Consider the following 22,456-nt stretch of genomic DNA (forward strand, 5'->3'; position numbering starts at 1 on the left):
TTTTTGTGCTTCACTCCTGTCACAGATTTTTCTTTAGAGTGAAAGTATTTTTGGATTAAATAAAAAGTGACCTATGAAGATACTAGACTATTTCCGAGAACTTCCCAAGATATTTGACTGGTACTTCTTATTGCCCCAAATCAAAAGAATCCAATTGAATTATATCATTTTACTGGCAACAGTAATGTCAATAGCCTACTACAATGACAAACGCCATAGAGAAAATTATACCATTCTTTCTACTCGAATTGATGCTATTAATAATTCTCGTACCCAAGAACAGGAAAAATATACGACTAAGCTTGTGTATTATACAGATAAGTTTAACCATCTACTGGAACTCCTTATTCAACAAAGGGAAAAACGAGCAGAATTAAATACCTCCAACAAATGAAAACAACATTTTACATCATCGGGATTGTGGTTTTTAGTGCGATAATGCTTTCGCCAAAATTACCAAAGTTCTATCCTCCAAAAGAAGTGATAGAACAGCGAAAAGAGATTGTTTACAAGGAAATCAAACTCAATAAAATCATTAGTGAAATTGAAACCAAGTTAGCCGTTGACAGTGTGCTAATTAGCAATAAATAATTAATAATTCCTTATGGCAAATATCTATCAATGGCTTAAAGCCGAAAAATCTCCAAAAATTCTAATTGAAGCATTAAAATTATTAGGCATTAAAGAAGTACCTGGAGCGCGTGACAATATTGAAATACTGCATTGGGCAGAAACTTTGGGGATGGAAAAAGAGTACCGTAAAGATGATATTCCATGGTGCGGATTGTTTGTTGCTTATGTGGTCCACAAAGCGGGATTTGATTTTGTAGAAAAACCATTGTGGGCAAGGAATTGGGCAAACTATGGAACGAAAGAAACCATTGCTATGCTTGGTGATGTTCTGGTATTTGTTCGTGACGGTGGCGGTCACGTTGGAATTTATATTGGCGAAGACAAAACAGCTTACCATGTTTTGGGCGGGAATCAATCGGATATGGTTTGCATTACCCGAATCAAGAAAGAACGTTGTGTGGCCATCCGCAGAACTCCTTGGAAAATTGCACAGCCGGACAATGTTAGAGTAATCAAATTGGAGGCCACTGGTGCTGTTTCCACAAACGAAGCTTAATCATGATACAAATAATTCCCTATTCATCAGGATTCAAAGAATTCTTAAAATATCTAGGCTGGATTTTATTGTTCTTTTTCTTGTGGTTCAATGGTTGTTCCAATAAAGAAAAAGCAGTGACTTCGGTAAAAGTTACTGTTCCGGAAGTGAAAGGAAAGTTTGATACGAAAGTGCCAAATCATACGCCAATTGTCATAAATGCAAATGAAAAAGCAAATGTGCAAAAAGGGGAAACTGTTTTTGTTCAAAATAAAATTGATAAAAAACTGATTGCGGAAAATGAAAAATTAAAACAGGATTTTGCCAAAGCCAATGACAGCATAAGAAAACTACAATTTGCTAAAGCGATTCAATTGAATAATTTCAATTCTTTGTTTGAGAATGATGTGATTAAAATAGATTTCAAAGGAATTGTTCAGGGCGAAGTCAAAGAAGTAATACCCACCTACACGCTCAAAGAAAGAAAATTGGAAGTTCCGGTACAAGCCAAAGAAACTGCTTTCAGGGTTTTAGCAGGAATTGAAGTTGGAAATAACACGGCTCTAAATGATTTTAAAGCCAAAGCGAACTTGATGTTCCAAAACAGAAAAGGAAACGTTCTGACGGCTTCATTTGATACCAATCAGACTATTTGGGTAGGTTATAGTTTTTCAATTTTAAATATCAAGCGATGAACGATCTCGAAATCAAACTAAGGGATTTAAAATTTAAAAAAGCGCTGCTCTTTGCGCAAATTGAATCACTCGCAGAAGTGGAGGAAAAGATGTTTACAAAATTGGGGAAACTCGAAGCCGAAATTCTAAAACTCAAAAAGGAACTGATAAGAACGGTTGAAAACAATCTGCAATAACAGTGAAAATAACATGTCACAGCGATTGTCTTGAAATAACAACAACTTCGTAAAAAAATTACAACGATGAAAGTAAATAACTCTTTAATGGATTTGATGAAAGCAGAATGGGCTTTATCTATCGAGGGAATTAATATTTATGCTAACGTATTTCATAAGATCATTACTGGCGAATCTGTTGACTTTGAAAAAAGCACTAAAGCAATTTTATCAGTATTCGATGATAATGGCAAGCCAGTCCGACCTGATTCTAATGGAATGCTTAATGCTCCAAAAAATTCGGTTGCAGTAGTTGATATGATTGGACCAATTATGAAGTATGGTGACTGGTGGAGTTATGGAGGTCTTGAAATTGTAAACGCTTTGCGTGTAGCGGATAATAATCCGAATATCATTGGAACTCTTTTTAATGTGGATTCTCCAGGGGGAGCAGTATCGGCGGCAAGTCCATTTGTTGAATTTGGAAAAACCAAAACAAAACCAATTATAGGAATTGGCGATCAGGTTAATTCTTTAGGATATTGGGCGATGTGTGCGGTTTCTGACCATAAAATGGCAGATAATAACATATCGGCTTCTTTTGGATCTGTTGGGATTGTGTTGTCTTATCTCGATACAAGAAAATATCTTGAAAGTTTAGGATACAAATTTCATGATGTTTATCCGGATGAAAGTCTGCATAAAAACGAAGCTTGGAATTTAATGCTAGAAGGCAAATATGATATGATTAAAAAGGAAATGCTTTCTCCTTTGGCAATCAAGTTTCAAGAAATTGTTATTTCTACATGTCCTGATTTAAAGCAAGAAACAGGTGTGTTAACTGGTAAGTCTTTTGGTGCTGATAAAGCTTTAGAATATGGAATGATAGATTCCATTGGTAGCCAACATCAAGCTATGCAAAAGCTTCATATAATGAGTGAATTGAACCACTATAAGTAAAATAATTTTTAACCCTAAAACAAAACTCCTATGAAATTTAAAATCATGGCGGGAACAGTAGCATTGTTAAATGCACTGTTTGGCTCCAAAGAACTCCCTATTGATGCTGAAAATAAACAGCTGAATTTGGATGAAGCGCAGCGACAAAAGATTGTCGATGCCCTTGGCGAAAAAGATGCTGAAAAAGCGATTAACGGAATCAATTCCGAAATCAAAGCAATGGCAGATCAAAATTTAATTTTGAAAGCTGCCAAAGATGAACTTGATGCACTTGTATTAGAATCAGGTCTAACTGCAGAAGAATTAGCGAATGCTGCAAACGATGGTGAAGGGAATGATAATGTACTTGCCATTGTCAAAACTATCGCTGCTAAAAACAAGGAAATGGCTGGTACCATTAACAAATTACTTAACGAGTCAGAAGGTGATAAACCATTGGCAGTAATACCAGGAGGAAAAGCAATTATGAAACATTCTGCAACTCACTTGTTTGGTTCTAATAATTCTTATGATGCCTTTGAAGGTGGCAGAGCATGGAATGCTAGAATGAGAGACGGTGGCGTAACTGCAACCGACTTTAATCAATCTGGAGTAATTCCTTTGTTGCAAAGTGACTTAGAACATTTTGTGGAGGAAAACAACGGAACATTGACTTCATTGTTTAATGATTTCCGTGACTTACCATCACAATGGAGCAGACGTACTGGTGTACTTGACCGCGTTTCTGACGGATTTATCATGCCTGATGAAATTGTTCAAGGTAGAGCCAAAGGATGGTCTCCTAAAAACAAATTCAAAATTGCTTCTGAAAGAGGTCAAGTGTACCGTAAGAAAATTGATATCTCATTCAAAGGATATGAATTGCAGGAAATGGAAACTACTTGGATTAGAAGCTACAACAAAGCGGATGGTTCCAATCCTTGGAAAATGTCATTCATTGGATTCTTATTGGGTGAATTGATCAAACGCCAAATGCTTGACGACAGAATTGCGCAAATCAATGGTATCTATGCCGAGTCTCCAGACGGTGATGATGTACCAGGTGCAGCAGTTAATTCTCAAAACGGATTGCGATATTTATGGTACTACTACAGAGATGTAGAGAAAAAATACCGTGCGTTTGATATTGGTGCGCCAACTGAAGCAAACATCGTTGATCATATCAACACTTTGATTGAGTTGATGCCTGAAATTGAAAGAAAAGAGCAAGGTCTTGAAATTCAATTATCATCAAGATGGTTAAAAGCTTATTTGAAACGTGCTGGAGAATTGCGACCATTAGTTGTGAATTCTGCAATTGAGCAATCAAAAGTTCAGTATCAATCTAATTCGCCACTTGATTATCCAAACTTCATTTTTCAGGAGTTAATTGATCAAACTAAAACGGATTTTATAGCAATCACAAAATCTTCAAACGTGGAGATCTTGGATTACAATGTAAATGAAAAAGGGAAATTCACTATTACTCACAATAAGAGAGATACTGACATCTTTGCTGATTATCGTTTAGGTATTCGTTTGAAACAAGTAGGAACTAAATTGGAAGCGGGTGATCCTAGATCATTTGAAATTCAAAAAGTATGGTCTAACAATATGCCGGTATTTGGAAATGAAGTTTTCGCGCCTGCATTTGATGATCAATCTGGAATTTTGAAAATCACTTTCCCTAATATTGAAGTAGATTCAGCTTGGAAAACAAACATCACTTCTATTGAAGGTGCTACCAAAGGTTCTGTAATCAGAATCAAAGGGAATACTGGTTTAGCAGCTGCTAAAAACTTAGTAAATAATGCTAATTTACTTTTGGCTTCTGACTTTAATTTAGCACTTGGAGGAACTATTGTATTGTTTGCTCAAGAAGATGGTAAATTCAAAGAGTTGAGCAGAACCATTATTCCTGATGTTGCAGCAACAACTGATATTTCATTCACTACTGGTGTGATTGATTCTAAAGGAGGTAACGTATTCAGATTTACAGGTGCGGTTACTACAGCAATTACAAGCATCTTGAATGGTGTTGAAGGTAAGACTATCAAAATTTATGGAACTAATGCAGCTGCTGTTGATTTAACATTTGCTGACGTGGTTGGAAACATAAATGTTATAGCTAATGCGACATTGGGAGATACTGATGACTACATGCAATTGACTTTTGTTAATGGCGTTTGGGTTGAAACTGGTAAAAGTATAACTGCTTAAAAGTAATAGATATGTATCAAAGAGTAAATGTGCTAAAACCCCTAGGTAAATCACCAGGGGCGGCTGCTCCAAAAGAGCCAAATGTAACTATTGTTGCAGTTGATGATATCGCAACATGGCCATTGCGTGATTCCAAAGGTGTTAACCATACAGGTGATTTCATAATGAAACCAAATGCCAAGATGATTCAGGTGTATATGACACCTTCTAAAATCAAAGCGGGATTTGAAAGTGATGGTGATGAAGATGCCGTTTCTTTCAAACAAAAATTTGAAGGGGAATCTCCTGGTAACGAATTGGAACTTGCTGAGTTTGTACAAAACTGGACAGGTGTAAATGCTGTTATCATTTATGGTAGCTGTTCTGATGCTTTCAGAAAAGTAATTGGTACCAAGTGTGCTCCGGTGCAATTGAAACCATCTTTAGTAGATGATAATGATTCCAGAAAACATATGCTTGTTTTTGAGCAAATGGCCAAATCAGGATATGTACCAGGACACTACACAGGATCATTAAGTTTCACTGACCCATTTACTGTGGTTTCTTCTACTGCAGTTCCGGTGAATTCAACAAACGGACGTATCTATCAGTTACCAAGTTTGGCGGTTACCGCTGCTATTGCTTTTTCTGAAATCAGTTTGAATCATGGTGATACAATTACCTTGATAGGTGGTGGCGGTGTTGCTCCAGCTACATTAGCTACTGGCGTAACTGATAAGAAAGCAATCTTGAAAGATGGAACTACATGGGTAGGTCTAGCGGGTGCTACAATAAACTTGGAAGTATTTGTAAATGGAGCATTGACTTTCTTAATTGAAAAGTCTAGAACATAAGTATTTTTTGGTTAGTTAGTTTGGATGAAAAGCCACTGCAATTGCAGTGGCTTTTTTCATGTCACAGCAATTTTGACAGGTAATTACCAATTTTACAATCATTCAAAAACTAAAAAGCCATGAAAACAAAAGTAATTACATTCTTCCAGAACTTACCTGAAGAAAAACATGAACAATTTAATGAAGCCTTTCAATTATATCGTGAATCTCCAACTAAAAGCGAAGTTGTAGAGCGCACATTGAATGCGGGAGGATATTCGGAACGTGTGTTGGAAAATCTATTGTATGATCTGCAGAAAATGCACGGAATTACAGATGTAGAGAAAGTTCCGGTTATTAGTTTGCAAGCTTCAGATGATGGGCTAAGCGATGGATATAAAAAATATATGGAAGTACAAAAATCGCTTTTGGCTATTGATTCAATTCAGGACTTAATTGACTGGGCAATTAAAAGACAAGCCGAATTCCAAGATGTAGATTATTTACTCGGTTTTGCTATTTCAGATAAAGATGAAGAAGTTATTGAAATTTTGACAATAGCATGGGAATCTTTGGATATTGACACCACAGAAAATGAAAATGTAAAAAAACTATTAGAAACAAAAGAAACTGAAAAATGGAATTCTTTAGATTCAAAAACAGCCGCTTTTTTTGCAAGTTTTCTAGCAGTGCCTGCAGAAGAACTTAAAGATTGGGTGGCTACTAAGGAATTTTCACCAGTTGATTTGCAAAACTATATTGAAACAGCCGATAATGCTGGAATTTCAAAGGTATATTCTAAATTAAAATTATGTGTTGATTATGTGATTTCTTTGGATTCAGATGAAAACTTATTCCTTGAATTGAAGCCAGTTTTTGAAAAGACTGACGAGGAATTATTTGCTTGGGCTATTAAAAGACAAGCAGAACATAATGATGTACATGACCTTTTAGAATTAGCAATTGATCAAGAAGGAGAAAAAGCAATTGAAGTTTTGACTAAGGCTTGGGAATATTTGAGTATTACACTTGTAAACCAAATCATGGCAAAAAAAGAAGTTAAGGACATCAATGTCGTTACCTCAGATATTCAGGATAATGCTTATGTAAAAGAATTGACTGAACAAAATGAAAATTTAGCTTTGGAAAATCAAGATCTTGAAGAGGAAAAAGCAGATTTAGAGAACGAAAAAGAAGAACTGGAAGCTGAAAACGAAGCTTTGAAAGAAGAAAATCAAACTTTAAAATTATCTCCAAAAATCGACAATCAATCTATTCGTGTGGAATTTCCATTCTTGAATAATGCTGATTGTCCGGATGAATTCAAAATATTGATTGCTGATAAGATTACGGCTTGGAATCGCTATCTAGAACTGCAGGAACAAATTGCTGATGCTGGATTAGGGAAAACTGTTATTTCTAATGAAGACTTAGCAATTCTTGGTAATGAAGCTGTGAAGTGTTTTGATGAAAATCAAAAAATATACGATGAGTTGAACGCGTACCAAACTACTGGTAAAGTTCTTGGGGTTCATCCTATTTTCAGAAGACTACAATTGACTAGAGAAGTAGAAGTCATGACTCCGGATGAATTGCACAATTTCAAAGGTTCGTCTGCTAAATATTTTTCTGATAACAGAAAACAATTGGCAAAAGCAGTTAAGGCTAAAAACGAGGAACGAATATTAGAAATTAATACTCGTGTTGCTGATCGTGAAGTGAAATTGGCTTTGGTAAACAAAACTTTGGGTATTAGCCCTAAGTAATGTCTTGGTTTAATTATAAAGACCTCCTTACCCCTGAAGCACTCCCAAGCGATAGGGAAACGGAGGTCTTTACATCAAAATACCTGGTGTCGCATTATCAAAAGGTTTCTTCATTGGAAAATGATTTGATGCGGGTACCAACTCCGGAAGAGTTTTTCTTTTTGCAAAGCGATACAGCTTTTAATGCTTTCACATTTATTCCGTTGGTAGCTAAAATTTACCCTATCAAGGAATTACACGCTTCAACTTACAGCATAAGTAGAAAGGTTATCGATGCATTGATTGAGATGCATGACAAAGGTCAGATTGAACGAATCACTCTTTTGGTAAGTGATAGTATGATCAAGCGAAATCCTTTGGTTATTGATAACCTTATGGGAATGGCAAAAAGCAGGCCAAATGTAAACGTACTGTATGCTTGGGTACATGCAAAAGTTTGTTTACTGGCTACGCATGATTCTCATTTTGTGATTGAAGGTTCGGGGAACTGGAGCGAAAACGCACAATATGAGCAATACACTTTTGCCAATAGCAAGGGTTTGTATGATTTTAGAATGAAGTTGTTTACGGATTCAAAACTTAAAAAATATTGAGATGTCTGACTCGAAAAAGAATAATTTGGAAATAAGACCACTAGATATTGCTTTGACTGATTATATAGATAGAAAAATATATGAAAGAAAAATAACAGAAAATTTTGTTTTCAATAATCTCCACTTTACTGATGAAAAATTCAAAGATGAAGAAATAATAACAATTAAAGAATCATTTGAAAAAGGTATTAACTCTGTATTGAAATTTGTTAGTAGAGACAAGTATATAATTATTGTAGATCAGTTCAACGAAAGAATAAATTAAATAGAAAGGCATGAAAAAAATAGGAATCACATTATTGGTGGCATCATTAATTCTTGGTTTTATATCGGATTATCTGCCAATTGAATTTCCTATTGAGCCAATTGTTGCATTGGCATTTGGATATTTTCTACTGGGTATTTACATTTTAATAAAATCAAAATGGATAGAATAATATTTTTAATCATGCTGTTTGGGTGGTTCTCGATGATGTTAAAACCGAGATCGAGAAGTTTTAGAGTTCCAAGATATCCAAATCCTCCGCCTCCGCCAAAAAGAAAATGCATTTGTAATGAGATAGAAAAACATACTCCAGGTGGCAGATGCAACGCAAAACATTAATTTAAGAATTATGAAATTCCTAGACCTAAAATTTACCGAAGAAGAGATTACCTCGATTGAGGATTTGGCGGGTTGCAATTATTCTCCAGAGAAAATTGCGCTTTATCTCCAAGTCGATAAACAGGCGTTTATGCGGTTGTGGTATGAAAAGGAAAGTACGGTGAGAGTTGCTTATGAAAAAGGAAAATTAGTTTCAGATTTCAATATTAGTAATAAACAAAAAGAATTGGCAGAATCAGGCAATATTACTGCAACGCAAATATTTATTGGTTTGCGTGAAGCCACAGAGATAGAAAGAATTAGAGATCAAATTTTATACGGACACGAAGATGTTGATTAATAATGTTGGACTAGATGATCTAAAAGATTTTTTGGAGACGGGAAACCCCGACGATGCTCCAGAAGCAATTCACGCCTATGTGGAAATGCTAGGTAAAATTTATGGAATGACTTTGCGCATTGATAAATGGGGAAGCAAAGAAGCTGTTCTCAAACATTTGATTGCATTCGAGGGATTTTCAAGACACAAAGCTTCCCAATTATATAACGAAACGTTAGAGTATTTCTATACTGACAAGGAAGTTTCCAAAAAAGGGTGGCGCAATTTTTATGCAAATATTATTGATCAGGAAATTAACTTCTCCCGAAGAATTAAAAAAGATACTGCAGACTCTAAAAGGATTGTAGATATGTGCGAGAAAGCGGCCAATATGAGAGATGTATTTACAGAAGAAATTCAAGAAATACCAGAAGAATTATTAAGAACTCCATTTATTGTTTATACATGTGATGCTGAAATGCTTGGTATGCCAAAAGTGGACCGTAATAAACTATCGGCTCAAATCGATTTGTACCCGGATATTTCAGAGAAAGAGAAAATCCAAATTAAGCGTGAAGCCCAAATTTTACCAATAAAAATATTCCCAAATGAGCAGGAGGACGCACGTAAATCTTGAAGATGACAGAGTAACAGGCCAATATGCTTCTTGGGTAAAACAAGCAATAGATTTAATTGCGCCAAAGGACTTATATCTTATTGCGGGTCGTGCTACAGCTAAGACTTCGGATATTATTGCGGAACGATCACAGACCATTTGCCGTGATATGCCACATAGTAAGCAGGTTTTTGTTTCGGATACTTATGTCAATGCACTGAAAAACATCACTCCTACCCTAATTGAGGGATGGAATCGTAAAGGATGGATTGAGGGGAAGCATTATGTTACTGATTCAAAACCACCATCCCATTTTAAAAAATGCTACAAGCCTGTAGAATCGTTCAAACACACTATTTATACTTATTTAGGGAATCTGTTCACGATTGGGAGTTTAGATCAGCCAAGCGGACTAGCGGGGGATTCCTTTCAGCATCGATATGGTGATGAAGCCAGATTGCTTAAAAAAGCGAAATTAGACAAGCTTACTCCTGCATTGCGTGGAGAATATGCACAATTTGGAACTTCGGTTTTTTATCGTGGGAATACATTCACAACAGATATGCCTAATATCCTATTGGGTGATGATGAATGGATTTTATCTATGGAAAAGAACATGAATCTTGACCAGGTTAAAAACGCTCTGCAGGTGGGATTGGTTTTGAATGAAATCAAACTGGAAGTTCTTGCAGCTGTACAAATAAAAGATTATGCAAAAGTTGAGAATCTAAAAAAACAGCTGGTTAAGTGGACGATGCATTGGGTTCGTGCAAGGAAAGATCTAACTTTCTTCTATGTGGTTTCCTCATTTGTAAATGTGGATATCCTTACGGACGGTTTTTTTGCAGACAGCTTGAAAGCTTTAGGAATTGAAGAATTTAAAAGCGCCATTCTTTCTCTTAAAATCAATTTGAAGAAAGGGGAAAAATTCTACGGTAATCTTGGCGAGCATCATTTTTATGATGATGGCGTGATTACTTCTTATTATGACAAATTTGCAATTGGCGAAGAAATAGAGGAAAGCAGTTTGGCTTTGAGGTATATAGACCACAATGCTAAACTGGAAGCGGGTGTGGATTTTGGCGATATGTGTAGTATGATATCAGGTCAACCTAGAGGAAACTACTTATATGGTCTTAAAGCATTCCACACATTGGCTCCGGAGAATGAAAAACATCTTGGTAAACAGTTCAGGGATTTTTATAAATATCATAAAGTCAAAGTACTTGACATGTATTATGATCGTTCTGGGAATGCTAATGCAAAAACCAAAAGAGATTGGGCAAGTGCATTACAAAGAGCAATTGAATTTGATGAAAACGGCATTTCTACAGGATGGACGGTAAATTTAATGTCATTAGGTCAAGGAACTATTTATCATGTTGAAGAGTTCAATTTTGCCAAAGAATTGATGGGAGAAACTACCCAAGGACTATTAAAACTTAAAATTGACAAGTTCCTGTGTAAATGCTTAAAAAGTTCCTTAGAACTCACAAAAATCAAAATGAAAACTGACGCTAAAGGTACCAGAACATTGCATAAAGATAAATCATCGGAAAGTTTGCCACTGTATTTACGTCCTATGTATTCGACAAATTATTCTGATGCGTTTAAGTATTGGATTTATCGAATGGATTTTGTGGAGCAAGTGAATACACATTCACAGTATTCCGGAATGGATCCAAGTGTAGGGGGATAATTATTTTGTATATTTGAGAATCAAAACAAAAGCCATGACAAATAAAAGTACATTCAAAAATTTATCTGTTTTAAAAGATGCTCAAAAAAGCGTTAAAGCAGATTTGGGAGATAAATATGAGGCTGTAATAACTCCTTATGTTAAAATAATTCAAATGGTAATGAATGCTAATGAAATCACAGAATTTGAAGCTTTGAAAAAAATCAAAGAACAATTACCCATTTATAAACAAGTGGATGCTCCTTTGTTATTTTCGGCTGCGCTGATTGAAATTACTGAAGGGAAACATTTTGTTGGGTTTAAGGAAAGTGTTAACGTTTAATTGATTTTTTATGAAAATAGTTGACAAAATAATTTTTTACAATTTACCTAACGGGACTTTATTTTCTCATTATGAACCAGTAGTATTTAATGGTTTGAAAATTAAAGGAGATACAATTTATAATGGAATAGAACCTATAGATTATTTTTATACTGATTTGATTGGAAATATTCAAAGTAATTCATCAGAAGAGTTTATTGATAAGTTAGATAATGCAAAAGACAATTCCTTAGAATTAGATTTTGAAAGATCTGAAAGAGATGGATTATATGAAGAAGATTCACTTTTTGCTATATATGAAAATAATGATTTAATAAATTTTATTAAAACACTAGAAAACTGTAAAAAAAACGATAGTTTATAATCAAAAAGAAAAATTAACTTATAAGTGAATTTATATGGAAATTAAAATAACTGAAATTATAGAACCAATTATAACTCATTCAAATGGGGACATTTCTATATATGGTGAGATTAAAACAAAAATCAATATAGAAGGGATTACGGATAGTGAGATTAAGGAGTTATATTCGATTTTAAAATTAAAAATAGAAATCATGGATTCCGATAGATTTTCCATAAATAATGAAACTAAATCTAGAATTATGGATCAGTTTAGAGCTATAAAAAGTGAATATCAATCAAGGTTTCCAGTTTGGAAAATGTAAAAATTAATTTTTATGAACGACAAAATAATGATAACGGAAAATGTGCAGGACATTTGTAATAGGCAAATTGCTATTTCTTTAAAAGCGGAACAGAATATTATAAATTCAGTTCCATTAAAAAAGCTGGTTGGCTTTGCTGCTTATGATGGTAATGGTTATTCCAAAGATGAAGCGTCCGTTTTGTTATCAAAAGAACAGCTTAATAAAGTCAATCCTGCGAGAAGTTATGGAGAAATTGGAAAACGATAGTTTTTAATCAAAAAGAAAAATTAACTCATAAGTGAATTTATATGAAAAATAGACTTGGTATGAAGGCATTTATAGAAAGAATTGACAATTCACCTTCCAAAACCCTTTTGGGATACATTGAGGAACAAAATGCCATTTTAAATGTTATGCCACATATTATGGGAATACCTTTAGGTTTTGAGCAAAATAGATTGCCTGAACTTGTCATGAATCAAAAGGGAGAATCTGTAGCGTTAGCGGAAGTTGACAGAAAAGATCATTTTACTGATGCGATATCTTATATTCCAGAGGGATATGTGGAAAGAGCAAATTGGCTAGACGTTTATAATGAATTGTCTGGTATGAATAGAAAAAAAACAATAGTTTTTAATCAAAACGAAAAACTTTAATACTGCCTCCGCCCGCTTGGGCGGATTTTTTTTGGCATAAAAAAAACGGCTTGAAATTAGCCGTTTTAATCATTGTTATAAAATAGAATAGAGTGAGTTTTGTTTTTCCAAAATTCGTAATTTGTGGCTAATGAAAAGCGGGGTTTGTCCATCATTAAGGAGTTGTGACAGTGAACCTCTCCCCTAATTTCGTGAAAGCATAAATTAATAGCTGTCATTTTACAGCATATCGGGTCAAGGTCTTCACAAACAAAATAATTTCCTTTTGCTACTTTATTAGCTGCTAAAACCATTCTTCCACTACCAGAGCAAGGCTCATTTATTTTTAATCCAAAATTATATTTATCAATGGTAATTCCTGCCATTAAATCACAGAGGCTTTTTGGCGTGAAATACTGACCGAAATTTGATTTTTTATAATTCCCTGTCAAACATTCGTAATATTCACCTAGAGGGTCGCACCAATCATTTTCAGCCGTGTGAAAGGTGTATATATTCACAAGTTCGGCAAACAGATTGCAAAGAATGTCAAGTTCTTTCCTGTTGTATTTTTGGATAGTTTTTAAATAAAGTTCCTCCTGCGTTCCTCTTCCCATTGCGCAAATAATCACAGTTAGCAAATCGTCAAAAACTTCGTTTAAGTTATATTTATACTCGAATCCAAAAAATAAGGAGTTAAAATTTTTTAACTCCTTTGGTACGTCTCTATTCTTTAACATTTGGGTCTTGAACTTGAGCATTAGAAAACAGATAACAAAGCGGATAAAATGAAAATTTCTTTTCTTCTTCGGTCTTTGGTTCTGCGGTTGGCTGGTCTTGGTTGCTTTTCCGTTTTCTTCCCCAAACTAGAAAGGCTTTTTCTCCTTTTTTTACTCGTTTACCTTTTTTAATCCATTCGTGAAAGGTGTTAAATTCTTGGTTTTCGGGGTCTGTATAGAAGTCTTCAATTAGAATGCTGTTAATATTTCTTTCTTCCTCTTCTTCGTTTTCCTGTATTGCTTTGGCTAATTTGGAAAGTGCTATTAATGCTCTTTTTTTGGCTTGGTGTTCTTCTTGCTTTTCTGTCATGGCTTATATTTTTTGTATTATCAATAAATTTTGAGATACTGAAACGGTTACTTTCTCCCCTATTTCAAAACCTGCTTTTTGCATCCAATCGCCCGAAATTGTTAATTTTGGCTTGTGGGTTGATTTCTTAAAAAGTGCTCGCACAAATCGAGAGGAAACGGTCAATTTTCGGATATTAAAAGATGTATCCATGATAATCGCTTTTTGTTGGTTGGTTATCCTGGATAAATAATTCTGCAATGGCTTGGGCTTTGTTAAATGCTCTTTTTGCCTGTTTTTTGTAGTATTCGTAATCTTGATAATTAAAAAGAAAAGAATATCCTTTGGCGTGTAGTGTTGCTTTTACTTGCTCGGACAGTTTAAAAGCTGTATTTTTGTGGCTATTAGATTGTGTTCGCGTCATGGCTTATATAATTTAAGTGATTTTTAAACTCCTGTACTCTTCGACCAGTACAGGAGTTTTGTTTTATTACTAGATTTCAAAGTTTAAAACCTCGTTTTCTGCTTCTGCGAGTAGAATATTTAATTCTTCTTCCATTGTATCCCTAACTTTTTTTATTACGCTAGAGTTGCTTACTTCAAACTCAAAACCTGCCTGATTTTTCAAAATGATTTTTGCATTTATTTTGTCGTTTCCTGCATCGAACATTTTTAAATCGTTGGCTTTTTCTTTTAGGTGTTTATACCTTTTAGAGGTTGCATCAAAATGGGTTATTCTCTGGATGCGTTCCTCTGCCGTTGGGGGTGTTTTGTCAATGAATTTTGCAATCATTGCCATAGTAGCAGGATTTTTGTCTACTGCGGTAGTTTCTACTTTGTTTAGTGTAGGTAATGCTTTTGCAACTTCTACTTTTTTTACTTCTTGTTTTACTGTGTTCATAATGATATAATTTAGTGATTTTCAATACTTAAAGATACAAAATTCCGTACTTATACGGAAATATTTAAAGGTAATAATGAGATTTTTTGACTTTAAATTCAAAATAAAGAATCATTCTAAATAGCTAGAATTACCTCTTTTAATATTCAATATTAGGCAGTTACAAAAAATATAAAAACCATAAGAAATTGAAAACAAGCGAATTAACCCAAATAAAAAGGGGTTAAAAGCTGTTTTTGTTTTTCGAAATACCGTCCCGCTCAAAACTCGGTTCCTCGTTACCTCAGTCCCTTTTTGAAAGAGATATGATCGAGGCGGCCGACCGCCCGCCCACCGTTTACGCTCCGTAGGATACCTAACCCCTTGCTATTGTTCATGTCACACCATTAGTGCTATGGTAATAGTACTATTGTATAACATTAAGAATAGGTAATTACATGTCTCAAACCATCAAGCTGTACGATGCATTGAAAAGAATGCGTAGACTAACCGAGTTAGGCGTTCCATTCACATTCACTTTCTTGTCATACAATGCAACTACCCGCACGAGTGATGGCTTTAAAGATGTCACAAAGGCTCAGCTAAGGAAAGGCTACCGTGATGACCAGAGCGATAAGGCTGATATCTTGATAGGTTATGTTAACAGTAATGACAAGAGCCGATGGTTCTATCTCCCATTGTTAATGAAATTCAACGGATACACGATAAAACCATAGTTATGAATATAGAGTACATTGGTAGAGATGCCATTATAGACACACCTGATGTAGCATTCACTTACCAAGTGAGAGATACACCGAGAGACTTCTATAAATCCAAGTCAGAGACTAACAGCCTTGATTGGAATAATCAATGCAGTTATATTGGTGATTACTTAGTTCATCCTTTTGGTGCTAATGATGATCTTCCAGATATCATAAAAGAAACTGTACAGTCTAACAACATTGCACCAGGTATCTTAAAGAAGAAGACTCAATTAATTTGGGGTAGCGGTCCTGTATTATACAAAGAGAAGTTAGTTAAGACAAAGGATGGTAATAAACGCATCAGAATACTTCAAGAAGATTCAGACGTTGAAGAATGGTTAGAGTCATGGGAGTATCAGGACTATTTACTAAAAGCCTGTACTGACTATCAACATATAGAGGGTGTGTTTTCTAAGTTTGAATTAAACAAAGGTTCACGTATAGGAACTCCTTTCATCGCTAAGATTGTTCATCAATATTGTGATAGAACGCGATTGGCCACTGAAAAGAATAATAAAAGCAGAAAGGCTACTCATGCGATAACATCAGAGTGGTCATTCAAGAATGTTCAAGCGTCTACTGAATTTAAGGTATATCCCCTATTCGATTTCCAAAACCCTTTTGCTAATCCAAATTCTATTATATATTCCAATATGTACAGCTTTTGTACGGAATATTATACAGTGCCTGATTTATATGGTTCGCTTGAATGGTTGAAAGGTTCTACTGCAGTGCCTTTAATATTCAAAGCACTGCGTAATAACTCAATGAATCTAAAATATCATTTCATTTCTCCTCAAGCATTTTGGGATAAAAAACAAAAGGAAATAGAGGCGAATTGTGTGAAAGCAACGACTCCTTACAGTCCGAAAATGTTAATGGAATATCAAAGATTATTCCTTGAAAAAATATCGGTTGTTCTTTCTGGGGATGAAAATACTGGTAAGTATCTGCATACTACCAAAAGCTTTACAGTTGAGGGAGCAAACCTACTTGAGCACGGTTGGGAAATTAAAGTTATAGATCAAAACATTAAAGACTTTGTGTCTGCTCACATATTAATTTCAGATCATGCTAATCATGCATTAGCAGCGGGATTGAATCTACATTCAGCTTTAGGCAATGTTTCCGAAAGCGGAAAGAGTGATTCAGGTTCTGAGCAAATCTACGCACTTAAAACCTTTCTTCAAACCGGTATTGATATCCCCGAATTTATAATCATGAAAGCCGTTAACTATGCTTTAAAAGTCAATTTTCCCAAAAAAGGATTAAAGCTAGGTTTCCTTCATGAAAAGCCAGAAAAAGAAGAAGCAGTAACACCAAGCGAACGCATAATCAATAAGTAAGATGAAATTACTATTTACCACTACAGGAACAACTGGCAATACCGAACTCAAAGAGTTAATGGGTTTCATCGATGCCGATTTGAAGTTTAAAAACCTGATTCCGGATTTAATCACTGCCACCAACGATGTGATTGATTTGATAGGCGAAGAAGTTTATAAAAAAGCAGTTGAAGCCTTTAATGATGGCACAATTGCGGATGAAGACAAAGACTTCATTTATGCAGTACGTTATCCAATTGCTGTAAATGCCTATCGATTATTTGCACCTACAAACGATGTTTCTCACACGAATAACGGAAGAAAACAACGTCAGGATGATGGTGAAAAACTGCCTTGGGAATGGATGCTTGACCGTGATAATGCAGCAATGGAAAAACGCTATTACCGAGCATTGGATGATTTAATCAAATTTCTTGATCGTTCTAAAGTTGAACATGAATTAACCACAACATTATACTCAATTTGGACAAATAGCGAAGCTTTCAAAGCAACGCACAATCTATTCATAAGAACCGTATCCGATTTTGATAAAGTATTCCCAATACAATCAAGATTGTTATTAATAAAGTTAGCCCCTGGCATTTCGGATTGCGAGCAATATGAAATCAGACCCACTGTTGGTACTGAAAAATTTAACGCATTGAAACAGGTGCTAAGAGCGAATACGCCAATAACCGATGAAAATGATTTAGAGTTGATTCGACTAATTCGAAAAGCATCGGTTGCGTATTCATTTGCTTGGGCTATGCCACGCTTATCGGTTCAATTGTATCCCGAAGGTGTATTACAGCATGTTACCAGTGACAGAGCCACCACACGAGGAGCAAAACCAACGCTAAAAAATGAAACTCAAGAAGCGGAACAAGCATGGCGTTCTGATTTTGACAGAGTAAAAATTGAAATTGAAAAGTTTCTAGAACCGGCACCAACTGTTGATGAATGTACCTCGGTTATTCCGGAACAGACTTACGGAGAAAAATACTTTTCTGCTTTATAAATAAATCCATCCAAAACCTTAACTAATGAAATCACTATTTAAATTAATTGCCAATTTCTTTAATTACCTAAGGAATTTTCGAACGATCAGGAAATTCGGAAAAATCAACAAAAAACTGTATAAAACACTTGAAGACCGTGAAGTAGATAGAATTATTCTAAAAGGGAATATTCTAAAAATGGTCAAAGAATATATTGCCATTAACACTTCTTCGGAGTTTATCCCCCCATGGATTAAAAGCAACGCCGAAATAAGAGAAGAAATACTCCTTAAATATGGAGAAGAAATGAAGCATCTTGATGTGAAAATATATCATAATTTAAAGCTTTCAGCATAAATGCGTATCATCGAAATCCCCGAAGCTAATGTAAAGCGTTACATTCCAAGTGATTTATCAGAGTGTGACCAACAGCAGTATATGGATATATGCGAATTGATATTCTATTTTCAGAACGAACAAATAAACTATGATGAGTTTCGAACTCATGCTGTCTACAAGTTAATGAAAATGGTACCATCCAAAAAAGATGATGATGACGAAGAAAAGTTTGCAAATATTTATCAATTATCCGAACTAATCGATGATTTCTTTGATACCGACAAAGAGGGAAAAAAAATAATCAAGCAGGATTACATTAATAACCCGATACCAAGTTTCAAACCAATATTCAAAACACTTTACGGACCAAGCGATAGTTTCATGAACATGACATTTGGCGAATATACTGATGCTTTGCGTTTGTTTTTGGATTTCCACGCCACTGGAGATATGGAATTACTAAAACTTTTGACAGCTGTATTTTATAGAGAAAAAAAGGCTTTTCATTTCATCAAGAAATATTTAAGTTCCTACAATGGCGATATTCGGGTACCATATAATTCAAAATTATTGGAGGTCAATGCAAAAGAACTAAAACATGCACCAATTGGCTTTGTTTACGGATTTTATCTTCTTTTTGCGAGTTTTCAAAAGTATCTTATCGATGCCAAAATAATGTGGGGAGGAAAAGAAATTGATTTAGCAATTTTATTCGAAAACAATGGATCCGATAGCAACGAAACGCCATCAGAAGATATACCAGGTATTGGAATGGACAGCATAGCTTTTAGTATTGCTGAAAGTGGCACTTTTGGAAATATTGATCAAGTCCGAAATACTAATTTTTGGGATATAATGATAAGAATGTATGATCTCCGCAGAACCGATTTAGAACGACAAAAACACGAAAACAATGCTAGCACTAAATAGATTGCGAGAATATCAAGCAGAAGTATGCGCTCAGTTATTGGATGCAGACGGCAAAAAAATGTTCAATTACTATAATATGATAATTGATAACAGTGGATTGTCTAAGCTGCTAAAAGAACGAGTTGAGGAAGAGAATACCTTTCTTATTGCTGTAATGCCTGATTTTCAAATGAAAGGACAAGAAGACAGTACTAAGTGGGAAAACATTCTGCAGTTCTTTATTCTCGACAAAACGGATTATTCCGAGCATGATCATGACGGATTTATAAATATTTTTGTAGAAACTCAAGTAAAAGCAAAGGCATTTATAGATAAACTTATAGAAGATAAATCCAATCGTAATGGCGTTTTTTGTAACTTCTTATCGTGGCTCGATGAAGAATCTATCAGGGTATCTCCTATTTGGGAAATGAACCAATGTAACGGTTGGAAAGTCGAATTAAATTTTGATACACCGCAATAATTCCGTATATTTACGGAAAACAAAAGCCATGACAACAGAAGAAATCGAAGTATTATTTCATTCAGTAATTGAAGAGAAAGCAATTTATAAAAATCTAATTGGTATTTCCGAAGACAAAATATACAATTGGCGAAAAGGCCGTGGTGCTAAACCCTCCGTTGGCGATATGCTTGGTGTATTATATCAATTGAATAAAATAAGTGTATTTAATTGTGTTATAAAATCTATGCCTAATAAAATTTTTTCAAGCACTTTTGATGAACCATCAGGTTATACTCATACACTACACTTCGACCCAAACAAATAAAAGAAAATGTCACTAATAGAATCACGCGAAAACATATCGGACCAAATCCTCCAAGGTCGCTTCATTCGCAGAGTGATGCAGGATTCTAGTAAGGACATTGACCAAGCACAACGAAGTTATATGTCTAGCCGTGGTTTTGAAACCAATGAATGGTATTCTGGGCGGGGATTTACGGTAACGGAAAATGGTTTAGATTACACCCACCTCAAAAAGCATCGATTTGTAGATATGAAGATGCGAACTTCGAAGAAAGGCAAGAACCGCAAAAAATCCCACCCAATACACAACCGTATTATTTGGGGTCATTATAACAATATTATTAAGGAGTTGCATTTTGGTTTTACCAATGCTATCAAGGATGAACTAAGGAATTTGGAAGAATAAAATATTTAAGGCTAATGCAGTTCGATTCTGCTTGGTTATTGAAACTTGGTAGTTAAGTTAAGGTTCGACTCCTTACACCTATTAATTAGGTACAAATAGCTACACGGAGTAGTCAGTAAATAAAATCCCTCCCACAAGAGGGATTTTCTTATATTTACAACTTAACTAAATCCAAAAAAACTATGGGAACCTTTTTAATTATATTAATTATTGCGTTTGTTATTTTCATGATAATAGGTGCTACAACTAAACCTCCATCTACAGAAAAGGTAAATAATAATGTTAAGAGAAAAGAGATTGAAATAAATCTTAAAGAGTTTCCTAATGAATATACATTTTCAGTAAAAGGAGTTCATCTTTCAGATTATAGCTATCCTATTTTTAATATTTGCAAAGAATTTGATTTAATTACATTAGTACCTGAACCAGATAATAGTTTCGATTCGGATGCAATAAAAGTTGTGAATTCAGGTTGGGATATTGGATATGTACCAGCAGAGGAAACCTATGAAGTTCATCAAATTATAAAAAAAGAAAACATATCGTATATCGAAACATTGAATATATCAGGATATATAAGTGTTATTGTAAAAATTAGATATAAAAATTAACCATTAAAAACCAATTATGAACCCAATTTATTACGGCGACCAAGAATCCAAAAATTTTTATGAAGGAATTGAAAAACTAACAGATCGTGAACTTCAAGAAAAACAAACCCGGCTATTAACACAAATCGAAAAAAGCAATACAAGAATAAAACTAAATCTTCAATTTTGGTTTTACTTCACCTTAATTGGTGGTGCTTTAACGTTGTTTGTTTTAAATCTAAAAAAATAGGATTTTCTAAGCTTAATTTCAAAGATGTGCAATTGCACATCTTTTTTTTTGCACATTCATTTTATATTTGTACGTTTGCTCTGCAAAACCATTATTTCAAGGAGCAATCCTAAAAAACTTTTTTAAGTTAACATAAGCGAACCCTCGTTCACGTTGTAGGTGTCTGGTGACAGCCCTGATCTCATTCCTTGGAATGGTTTTGCACAACCGAAGACGAGGGTTTCGTGTATAATATTTTCAGACATGCAAAACGAAAATGTAAAAACATCACACACTGATGTAATGCCAGCAATGGCCGAATTCCTAATGGAGGTATCTCTCGAAGATATCAAAAAAATGCCAGCCACATTCCAGTTTATTTTTGACCTCGAATTGGAAACTGAAAACATGGACGATGTAACTCTCAGAATTGAGGTTATGCGTGCCATTAGAGACCTAAAGACTTTGACAGACAAACTACTGCCTTTCACTGATGAAGTGATAGAAAAAGGAGTTAAAGAATTTCGTCAACTACAAAAATGTTGTAAAAATGCCTAGCCAAGTCAACATAAAAGTATTCTACGGCAAAGGCATTAGAGTACACATCAAGAACAAATCGTTCGAGGATGCAATGAACCTTATTTGGATATCCCCTGCTTTTAGTGATTATGAACCGCTAAAGATTCAATTTGATTCAACAGGAAAAACACTCTATGCCGATAGACAGGCTTTCGTCCACTTCTTAAAAGGAAATACAGATCTCGAAACTTTAATAGAGCACACCCAGTGCGAAGAATTGTATCGAAATACAAAGGATTTCAAAGCCGAAAACAATTTAATAATTGATGCCGGTTCTTTGTGGAAGCTAGAAAACAAAACATTAATTCTAATTGATGATGATCATGTTATTACAGCAAAACCATCCGAAATTTCAATTTTTGAAAAAATAGAATAATTCCAAAATCAATACCTCAAAATACCACTCAAAGCCTCGTATTCACGGGGCTTTTTTATGTCACATCGTTAACTGTTTTTTAGTGCCA

At 34.7% G+C, this 22,456-nt stretch carries 36 protein-coding genes; 31 read left to right on the top strand and 5 right to left on the bottom strand.

Translation table 11 applies throughout. From position 1 onward, the window contains the following. Window positions 1–73 precede the first annotated feature (73 nt). From J2W95_RS05890 to J2W95_RS05985, 20 genes are all read left to right on the top strand, one after another. Window positions 74–394 (top strand): hypothetical protein, encoded by a 321-nt coding sequence (locus tag J2W95_RS05890; protein ID WP_310004920.1) that lies wholly within the window; start codon window positions 74–76, stop codon window positions 392–394. Further along, a complete protein-coding gene (locus J2W95_RS05895) occupies window positions 391–591 on the top strand; it encodes a hypothetical protein (RefSeq protein WP_310004922.1) in 201 nt (66 codons plus the stop codon). The genes J2W95_RS05890 and J2W95_RS05895 overlap by 4 nt, the downstream gene beginning before the upstream one ends. A gap of 13 nt (window positions 592–604) precedes the next feature. Next, the gene (locus J2W95_RS05900; protein ID WP_310004925.1) at window positions 605–1,129 is read left to right on the top strand and encodes a TIGR02594 family protein; all 525 of its coding nucleotides are present in this window, start codon (window positions 605–607) and stop codon (window positions 1,127–1,129) included. Between the two features lie 2 nt (window positions 1,130–1,131). Beyond that, complete coding sequence (locus J2W95_RS05905) at window positions 1,132–1,803, top strand: hypothetical protein (protein WP_310004927.1); 672 nt, start codon at window positions 1,132–1,134, stop codon at window positions 1,801–1,803. After that, entirely contained in the window at window positions 1,800–1,979 is a 180-nt protein-coding gene (locus tag J2W95_RS05910) for a hypothetical protein (RefSeq protein WP_310004929.1), read from the top strand. Before J2W95_RS05905 ends, J2W95_RS05910 begins: the two co-directional genes overlap by 4 nt. A gap of 66 nt (window positions 1,980–2,045) precedes the next feature. Then, window positions 2,046–2,918: a Clp protease/crotonase-like domain-containing protein gene (locus J2W95_RS05915; RefSeq protein WP_310004932.1), complete on the top strand. Its 873-nt coding sequence runs from the start codon at window positions 2,046–2,048 to the stop codon at window positions 2,916–2,918. 30 nt (window positions 2,919–2,948) lie between these two features. Continuing rightward, a complete protein-coding gene (locus J2W95_RS05920; protein ID WP_310004934.1) occupies window positions 2,949–5,117 on the top strand; it encodes a hypothetical protein in 2,169 nt (722 codons plus the stop codon). Window positions 5,118–5,128: 11 nt separating this feature from the next. After that, window positions 5,129–5,950, top strand: a complete 822-nt coding sequence (locus J2W95_RS05925; RefSeq protein ID WP_310004936.1) for a hypothetical protein — start codon at window positions 5,129–5,131, stop codon at window positions 5,948–5,950. A 119-nt stretch (window positions 5,951–6,069) separates the two neighbouring features. Beyond that, a complete protein-coding gene (locus tag J2W95_RS05930) occupies window positions 6,070–7,695 on the top strand; it encodes a hypothetical protein (RefSeq protein ID WP_310004938.1) in 1,626 nt (541 codons plus the stop codon). Further along, complete coding sequence (locus tag J2W95_RS05935; RefSeq protein WP_310004940.1) at window positions 7,695–8,288, top strand: hypothetical protein; 594 nt, start codon at window positions 7,695–7,697, stop codon at window positions 8,286–8,288. Before J2W95_RS05930 ends, J2W95_RS05935 begins: the two co-directional genes overlap by 1 nt. 1 nt (window position 8,289) lies before the next feature. Further along, window positions 8,290–8,553: a hypothetical protein gene (locus tag J2W95_RS05940; RefSeq protein ID WP_310004942.1), complete on the top strand. Its 264-nt coding sequence runs from the start codon at window positions 8,290–8,292 to the stop codon at window positions 8,551–8,553. A 10-nt stretch (window positions 8,554–8,563) separates the two neighbouring features. Next, entirely contained in the window at window positions 8,564–8,725 is a 162-nt protein-coding gene (locus J2W95_RS05945; RefSeq protein ID WP_310004945.1) for a hypothetical protein, read from the top strand. A gap of 177 nt (window positions 8,726–8,902) precedes the next feature. Beyond that, window positions 8,903–9,232 (top strand): hypothetical protein, encoded by a 330-nt coding sequence (locus J2W95_RS05950; RefSeq protein ID WP_310004947.1) that lies wholly within the window; start codon window positions 8,903–8,905, stop codon window positions 9,230–9,232. Continuing rightward, window positions 9,222–9,848 carry a hypothetical protein gene (locus J2W95_RS05955; RefSeq protein ID WP_310004949.1) on the top strand — a complete coding sequence of 209 codons (627 nt, stop codon included), beginning with the start codon at window positions 9,222–9,224 and terminating at the stop codon, window positions 9,846–9,848. The genes J2W95_RS05950 and J2W95_RS05955 overlap by 11 nt, the downstream gene beginning before the upstream one ends. After that, window positions 9,820–11,526, top strand: a complete 1,707-nt coding sequence (locus J2W95_RS05960; protein WP_310004950.1) for a hypothetical protein — start codon at window positions 9,820–9,822, stop codon at window positions 11,524–11,526. The genes J2W95_RS05955 and J2W95_RS05960 overlap by 29 nt, the downstream gene beginning before the upstream one ends. A gap of 34 nt (window positions 11,527–11,560) precedes the next feature. Further along, the gene (locus tag J2W95_RS05965; protein ID WP_310004952.1) at window positions 11,561–11,848 is read left to right on the top strand and encodes a hypothetical protein; all 288 of its coding nucleotides are present in this window, start codon (window positions 11,561–11,563) and stop codon (window positions 11,846–11,848) included. Between the two features lie 10 nt (window positions 11,849–11,858). Continuing rightward, window positions 11,859–12,212 carry a hypothetical protein gene (locus tag J2W95_RS05970; RefSeq protein ID WP_310004954.1) on the top strand — a complete coding sequence of 118 codons (354 nt, stop codon included), beginning with the start codon at window positions 11,859–11,861 and terminating at the stop codon, window positions 12,210–12,212. Between the two features lie 34 nt (window positions 12,213–12,246). Next, window positions 12,247–12,516 (top strand): hypothetical protein, encoded by a 270-nt coding sequence (locus J2W95_RS05975; RefSeq protein ID WP_310004956.1) that lies wholly within the window; start codon window positions 12,247–12,249, stop codon window positions 12,514–12,516. Between the two features lie 12 nt (window positions 12,517–12,528). Then, entirely contained in the window at window positions 12,529–12,765 is a 237-nt protein-coding gene (locus J2W95_RS05980; RefSeq protein WP_310004958.1) for a hypothetical protein, read from the top strand. A gap of 41 nt (window positions 12,766–12,806) precedes the next feature. Continuing rightward, window positions 12,807–13,154 carry a hypothetical protein gene (locus tag J2W95_RS05985; RefSeq protein WP_310004961.1) on the top strand — a complete coding sequence of 116 codons (348 nt, stop codon included), beginning with the start codon at window positions 12,807–12,809 and terminating at the stop codon, window positions 13,152–13,154. Between the two features lie 65 nt (window positions 13,155–13,219). Here J2W95_RS05985 and J2W95_RS05990 read toward each other — a convergent pair whose 3' ends face one another. The 5 genes from J2W95_RS05990 to J2W95_RS06010 all read right to left on the bottom strand — a co-directional run bounded on the left by J2W95_RS05990 (window position 13,220) and on the right by J2W95_RS06010 (window position 15,102). Then, entirely contained in the window at window positions 13,220–13,873 is a 654-nt protein-coding gene (locus tag J2W95_RS05990) for an N-6 DNA methylase (protein WP_310004963.1), read from the bottom strand. Beyond that, window positions 13,860–14,222: an ArdC-like ssDNA-binding domain-containing protein gene (locus J2W95_RS05995; RefSeq protein WP_310004965.1), complete on the bottom strand. Its 363-nt coding sequence runs from the start codon at window positions 14,220–14,222 to the stop codon at window positions 13,860–13,862. The genes J2W95_RS05990 and J2W95_RS05995 overlap by 14 nt, the downstream gene beginning before the upstream one ends. A 3-nt stretch (window positions 14,223–14,225) precedes the next feature. Next, window positions 14,226–14,414 carry a SymE family type I addiction module toxin gene (locus tag J2W95_RS06000; protein WP_310004967.1) on the bottom strand — a complete coding sequence of 63 codons (189 nt, stop codon included), beginning with the start codon at window positions 14,412–14,414 and terminating at the stop codon, window positions 14,226–14,228. Further along, entirely contained in the window at window positions 14,398–14,625 is a 228-nt protein-coding gene (locus J2W95_RS06005; RefSeq protein ID WP_310004969.1) for a hypothetical protein, read from the bottom strand. The genes J2W95_RS06000 and J2W95_RS06005 overlap by 17 nt, the downstream gene beginning before the upstream one ends. Window positions 14,626–14,694: 69 nt before the next feature. Beyond that, complete coding sequence (locus tag J2W95_RS06010) at window positions 14,695–15,102, bottom strand: hypothetical protein (protein ID WP_310004971.1); 408 nt, start codon at window positions 15,100–15,102, stop codon at window positions 14,695–14,697. Between the two features lie 718 nt (window positions 15,103–15,820). Here J2W95_RS06010 and J2W95_RS06015 point away from each other — a divergent pair. From J2W95_RS06015 to J2W95_RS06065, 11 genes are all read left to right on the top strand, one after another. Continuing rightward, a complete protein-coding gene (locus tag J2W95_RS06015; RefSeq protein ID WP_310004972.1) occupies window positions 15,821–17,194 on the top strand; it encodes a hypothetical protein in 1,374 nt (457 codons plus the stop codon). 1 nt (window position 17,195) lies between these two features. After that, window positions 17,196–18,191 (top strand): DUF6712 family protein, encoded by a 996-nt coding sequence (locus J2W95_RS06020; RefSeq protein WP_310004975.1) that lies wholly within the window; start codon window positions 17,196–17,198, stop codon window positions 18,189–18,191. A 25-nt stretch (window positions 18,192–18,216) separates the two neighbouring features. After that, entirely contained in the window at window positions 18,217–18,528 is a 312-nt protein-coding gene (locus J2W95_RS06025) for a hypothetical protein (RefSeq protein WP_310004977.1), read from the top strand. Further along, the gene (locus J2W95_RS06030) at window positions 18,529–19,440 is read left to right on the top strand and encodes a hypothetical protein (RefSeq protein ID WP_310004979.1); all 912 of its coding nucleotides are present in this window, start codon (window positions 18,529–18,531) and stop codon (window positions 19,438–19,440) included. Further along, window positions 19,424–19,903, top strand: coding sequence for a hypothetical protein (locus J2W95_RS06035; RefSeq protein WP_310004981.1), 480 nt, complete (start codon window positions 19,424–19,426; stop codon window positions 19,901–19,903). Before J2W95_RS06030 ends, J2W95_RS06035 begins: the two co-directional genes overlap by 17 nt. Before the next feature lie 28 nt (window positions 19,904–19,931). Then, the gene (locus tag J2W95_RS06040; RefSeq protein WP_310004983.1) at window positions 19,932–20,210 is read left to right on the top strand and encodes a hypothetical protein; all 279 of its coding nucleotides are present in this window, start codon (window positions 19,932–19,934) and stop codon (window positions 20,208–20,210) included. Window positions 20,211–20,285: 75 nt separating this feature from the next. After that, window positions 20,286–20,594 carry a hypothetical protein gene (locus J2W95_RS06045; RefSeq protein WP_310004986.1) on the top strand — a complete coding sequence of 103 codons (309 nt, stop codon included), beginning with the start codon at window positions 20,286–20,288 and terminating at the stop codon, window positions 20,592–20,594. A 182-nt stretch (window positions 20,595–20,776) separates the two neighbouring features. Next, window positions 20,777–21,205 (top strand): HIRAN domain-containing protein, encoded by a 429-nt coding sequence (locus J2W95_RS06050; RefSeq protein WP_310004988.1) that lies wholly within the window; start codon window positions 20,777–20,779, stop codon window positions 21,203–21,205. A gap of 16 nt (window positions 21,206–21,221) precedes the next feature. Next, on the top strand, window positions 21,222–21,434 hold the full coding sequence (locus J2W95_RS06055) for a hypothetical protein (protein WP_310004989.1): 213 nt from the start codon (window positions 21,222–21,224) through the stop codon (window positions 21,432–21,434). Window positions 21,435–21,677: 243 nt separating this feature from the next. Beyond that, the gene (locus tag J2W95_RS06060) at window positions 21,678–21,971 is read left to right on the top strand and encodes a hypothetical protein (RefSeq protein ID WP_310004991.1); all 294 of its coding nucleotides are present in this window, start codon (window positions 21,678–21,680) and stop codon (window positions 21,969–21,971) included. After that, a complete protein-coding gene (locus J2W95_RS06065; RefSeq protein ID WP_310004993.1) occupies window positions 21,964–22,368 on the top strand; it encodes a hypothetical protein in 405 nt (134 codons plus the stop codon). The genes J2W95_RS06060 and J2W95_RS06065 overlap by 8 nt, the downstream gene beginning before the upstream one ends. The last annotated feature ends 88 nt before the right edge of the window (window positions 22,369–22,456 follow it).

Origin of the sequence: Flavobacterium granuli (genome assembly GCF_031456055.1) — a bacterium.
Classification (GTDB): Bacteria; Bacteroidota; Bacteroidia; order Flavobacteriales; family Flavobacteriaceae; genus Flavobacterium; species Flavobacterium granuli_A.

Bases quoted from the DNA above. Each gene is read 5' to 3' on its own strand.
- J2W95_RS05890 (WP_310004920.1), top strand. From the start codon at position 74: ATGAAGATACTAGACTATTTCCGAGAACTTCCCAAGATATTTGACTGG.
- J2W95_RS05895 (WP_310004922.1), top strand. From the start codon at position 391: ATGAAAACAACATTTTACATCATCGGGATTGTGGTTTTTAGTGCGATA.
- J2W95_RS05900 (WP_310004925.1), top strand. From the start codon at position 605: ATGGCAAATATCTATCAATGGCTTAAAGCCGAAAAATCTCCAAAAATT.
- J2W95_RS05905 (WP_310004927.1), top strand. From the start codon at position 1,132: ATGATACAAATAATTCCCTATTCATCAGGATTCAAAGAATTCTTAAAA.
- J2W95_RS05910 (WP_310004929.1), top strand. From the start codon at position 1,800: ATGAACGATCTCGAAATCAAACTAAGGGATTTAAAATTTAAAAAAGCG.
- J2W95_RS05915 (WP_310004932.1), top strand. From the start codon at position 2,046: ATGAAAGTAAATAACTCTTTAATGGATTTGATGAAAGCAGAATGGGCT.
- J2W95_RS05920 (WP_310004934.1), top strand. From the start codon at position 2,949: ATGAAATTTAAAATCATGGCGGGAACAGTAGCATTGTTAAATGCACTG.
- J2W95_RS05925 (WP_310004936.1), top strand. From the start codon at position 5,129: ATGTATCAAAGAGTAAATGTGCTAAAACCCCTAGGTAAATCACCAGGG.
- J2W95_RS05930 (WP_310004938.1), top strand. From the start codon at position 6,070: ATGAAAACAAAAGTAATTACATTCTTCCAGAACTTACCTGAAGAAAAA.
- J2W95_RS05935 (WP_310004940.1), top strand. From the start codon at position 7,695: ATGTCTTGGTTTAATTATAAAGACCTCCTTACCCCTGAAGCACTCCCA.
- J2W95_RS05940 (WP_310004942.1), top strand. From the start codon at position 8,290: ATGTCTGACTCGAAAAAGAATAATTTGGAAATAAGACCACTAGATATT.
- J2W95_RS05945 (WP_310004945.1), top strand. From the start codon at position 8,564: ATGAAAAAAATAGGAATCACATTATTGGTGGCATCATTAATTCTTGGT.
- J2W95_RS05950 (WP_310004947.1), top strand. From the start codon at position 8,903: ATGAAATTCCTAGACCTAAAATTTACCGAAGAAGAGATTACCTCGATT.
- J2W95_RS05955 (WP_310004949.1), top strand. From the start codon at position 9,222: ATGTTGATTAATAATGTTGGACTAGATGATCTAAAAGATTTTTTGGAG.
- J2W95_RS05960 (WP_310004950.1), top strand. From the start codon at position 9,820: ATGAGCAGGAGGACGCACGTAAATCTTGAAGATGACAGAGTAACAGGC.
- J2W95_RS05965 (WP_310004952.1), top strand. From the start codon at position 11,561: ATGACAAATAAAAGTACATTCAAAAATTTATCTGTTTTAAAAGATGCT.
- J2W95_RS05970 (WP_310004954.1), top strand. From the start codon at position 11,859: ATGAAAATAGTTGACAAAATAATTTTTTACAATTTACCTAACGGGACT.
- J2W95_RS05975 (WP_310004956.1), top strand. From the start codon at position 12,247: ATGGAAATTAAAATAACTGAAATTATAGAACCAATTATAACTCATTCA.
- J2W95_RS05980 (WP_310004958.1), top strand. From the start codon at position 12,529: ATGAACGACAAAATAATGATAACGGAAAATGTGCAGGACATTTGTAAT.
- J2W95_RS05985 (WP_310004961.1), top strand. From the start codon at position 12,807: ATGAAAAATAGACTTGGTATGAAGGCATTTATAGAAAGAATTGACAAT.
- J2W95_RS05990 (WP_310004963.1), bottom strand. From the start codon at position 13,873: ATGTTAAAGAATAGAGACGTACCAAAGGAGTTAAAAAATTTTAACTCC.
- J2W95_RS05995 (WP_310004965.1), bottom strand. From the start codon at position 14,222: ATGACAGAAAAGCAAGAAGAACACCAAGCCAAAAAAAGAGCATTAATA.
- J2W95_RS06000 (WP_310004967.1), bottom strand. From the start codon at position 14,414: ATGGATACATCTTTTAATATCCGAAAATTGACCGTTTCCTCTCGATTT.
- J2W95_RS06005 (WP_310004969.1), bottom strand. From the start codon at position 14,625: ATGACGCGAACACAATCTAATAGCCACAAAAATACAGCTTTTAAACTG.
- J2W95_RS06010 (WP_310004971.1), bottom strand. From the start codon at position 15,102: ATGAACACAGTAAAACAAGAAGTAAAAAAAGTAGAAGTTGCAAAAGCA.
- J2W95_RS06015 (WP_310004972.1), top strand. From the start codon at position 15,821: ATGAATATAGAGTACATTGGTAGAGATGCCATTATAGACACACCTGAT.
- J2W95_RS06020 (WP_310004975.1), top strand. From the start codon at position 17,196: ATGAAATTACTATTTACCACTACAGGAACAACTGGCAATACCGAACTC.
- J2W95_RS06025 (WP_310004977.1), top strand. From the start codon at position 18,217: ATGAAATCACTATTTAAATTAATTGCCAATTTCTTTAATTACCTAAGG.
- J2W95_RS06030 (WP_310004979.1), top strand. From the start codon at position 18,529: ATGCGTATCATCGAAATCCCCGAAGCTAATGTAAAGCGTTACATTCCA.
- J2W95_RS06035 (WP_310004981.1), top strand. From the start codon at position 19,424: ATGCTAGCACTAAATAGATTGCGAGAATATCAAGCAGAAGTATGCGCT.
- J2W95_RS06040 (WP_310004983.1), top strand. From the start codon at position 19,932: ATGACAACAGAAGAAATCGAAGTATTATTTCATTCAGTAATTGAAGAG.
- J2W95_RS06045 (WP_310004986.1), top strand. From the start codon at position 20,286: ATGCAGGATTCTAGTAAGGACATTGACCAAGCACAACGAAGTTATATG.
- J2W95_RS06050 (WP_310004988.1), top strand. From the start codon at position 20,777: ATGGGAACCTTTTTAATTATATTAATTATTGCGTTTGTTATTTTCATG.
- J2W95_RS06055 (WP_310004989.1), top strand. From the start codon at position 21,222: ATGAACCCAATTTATTACGGCGACCAAGAATCCAAAAATTTTTATGAA.
- J2W95_RS06060 (WP_310004991.1), top strand. From the start codon at position 21,678: ATGCAAAACGAAAATGTAAAAACATCACACACTGATGTAATGCCAGCA.
- J2W95_RS06065 (WP_310004993.1), top strand. From the start codon at position 21,964: ATGCCTAGCCAAGTCAACATAAAAGTATTCTACGGCAAAGGCATTAGA.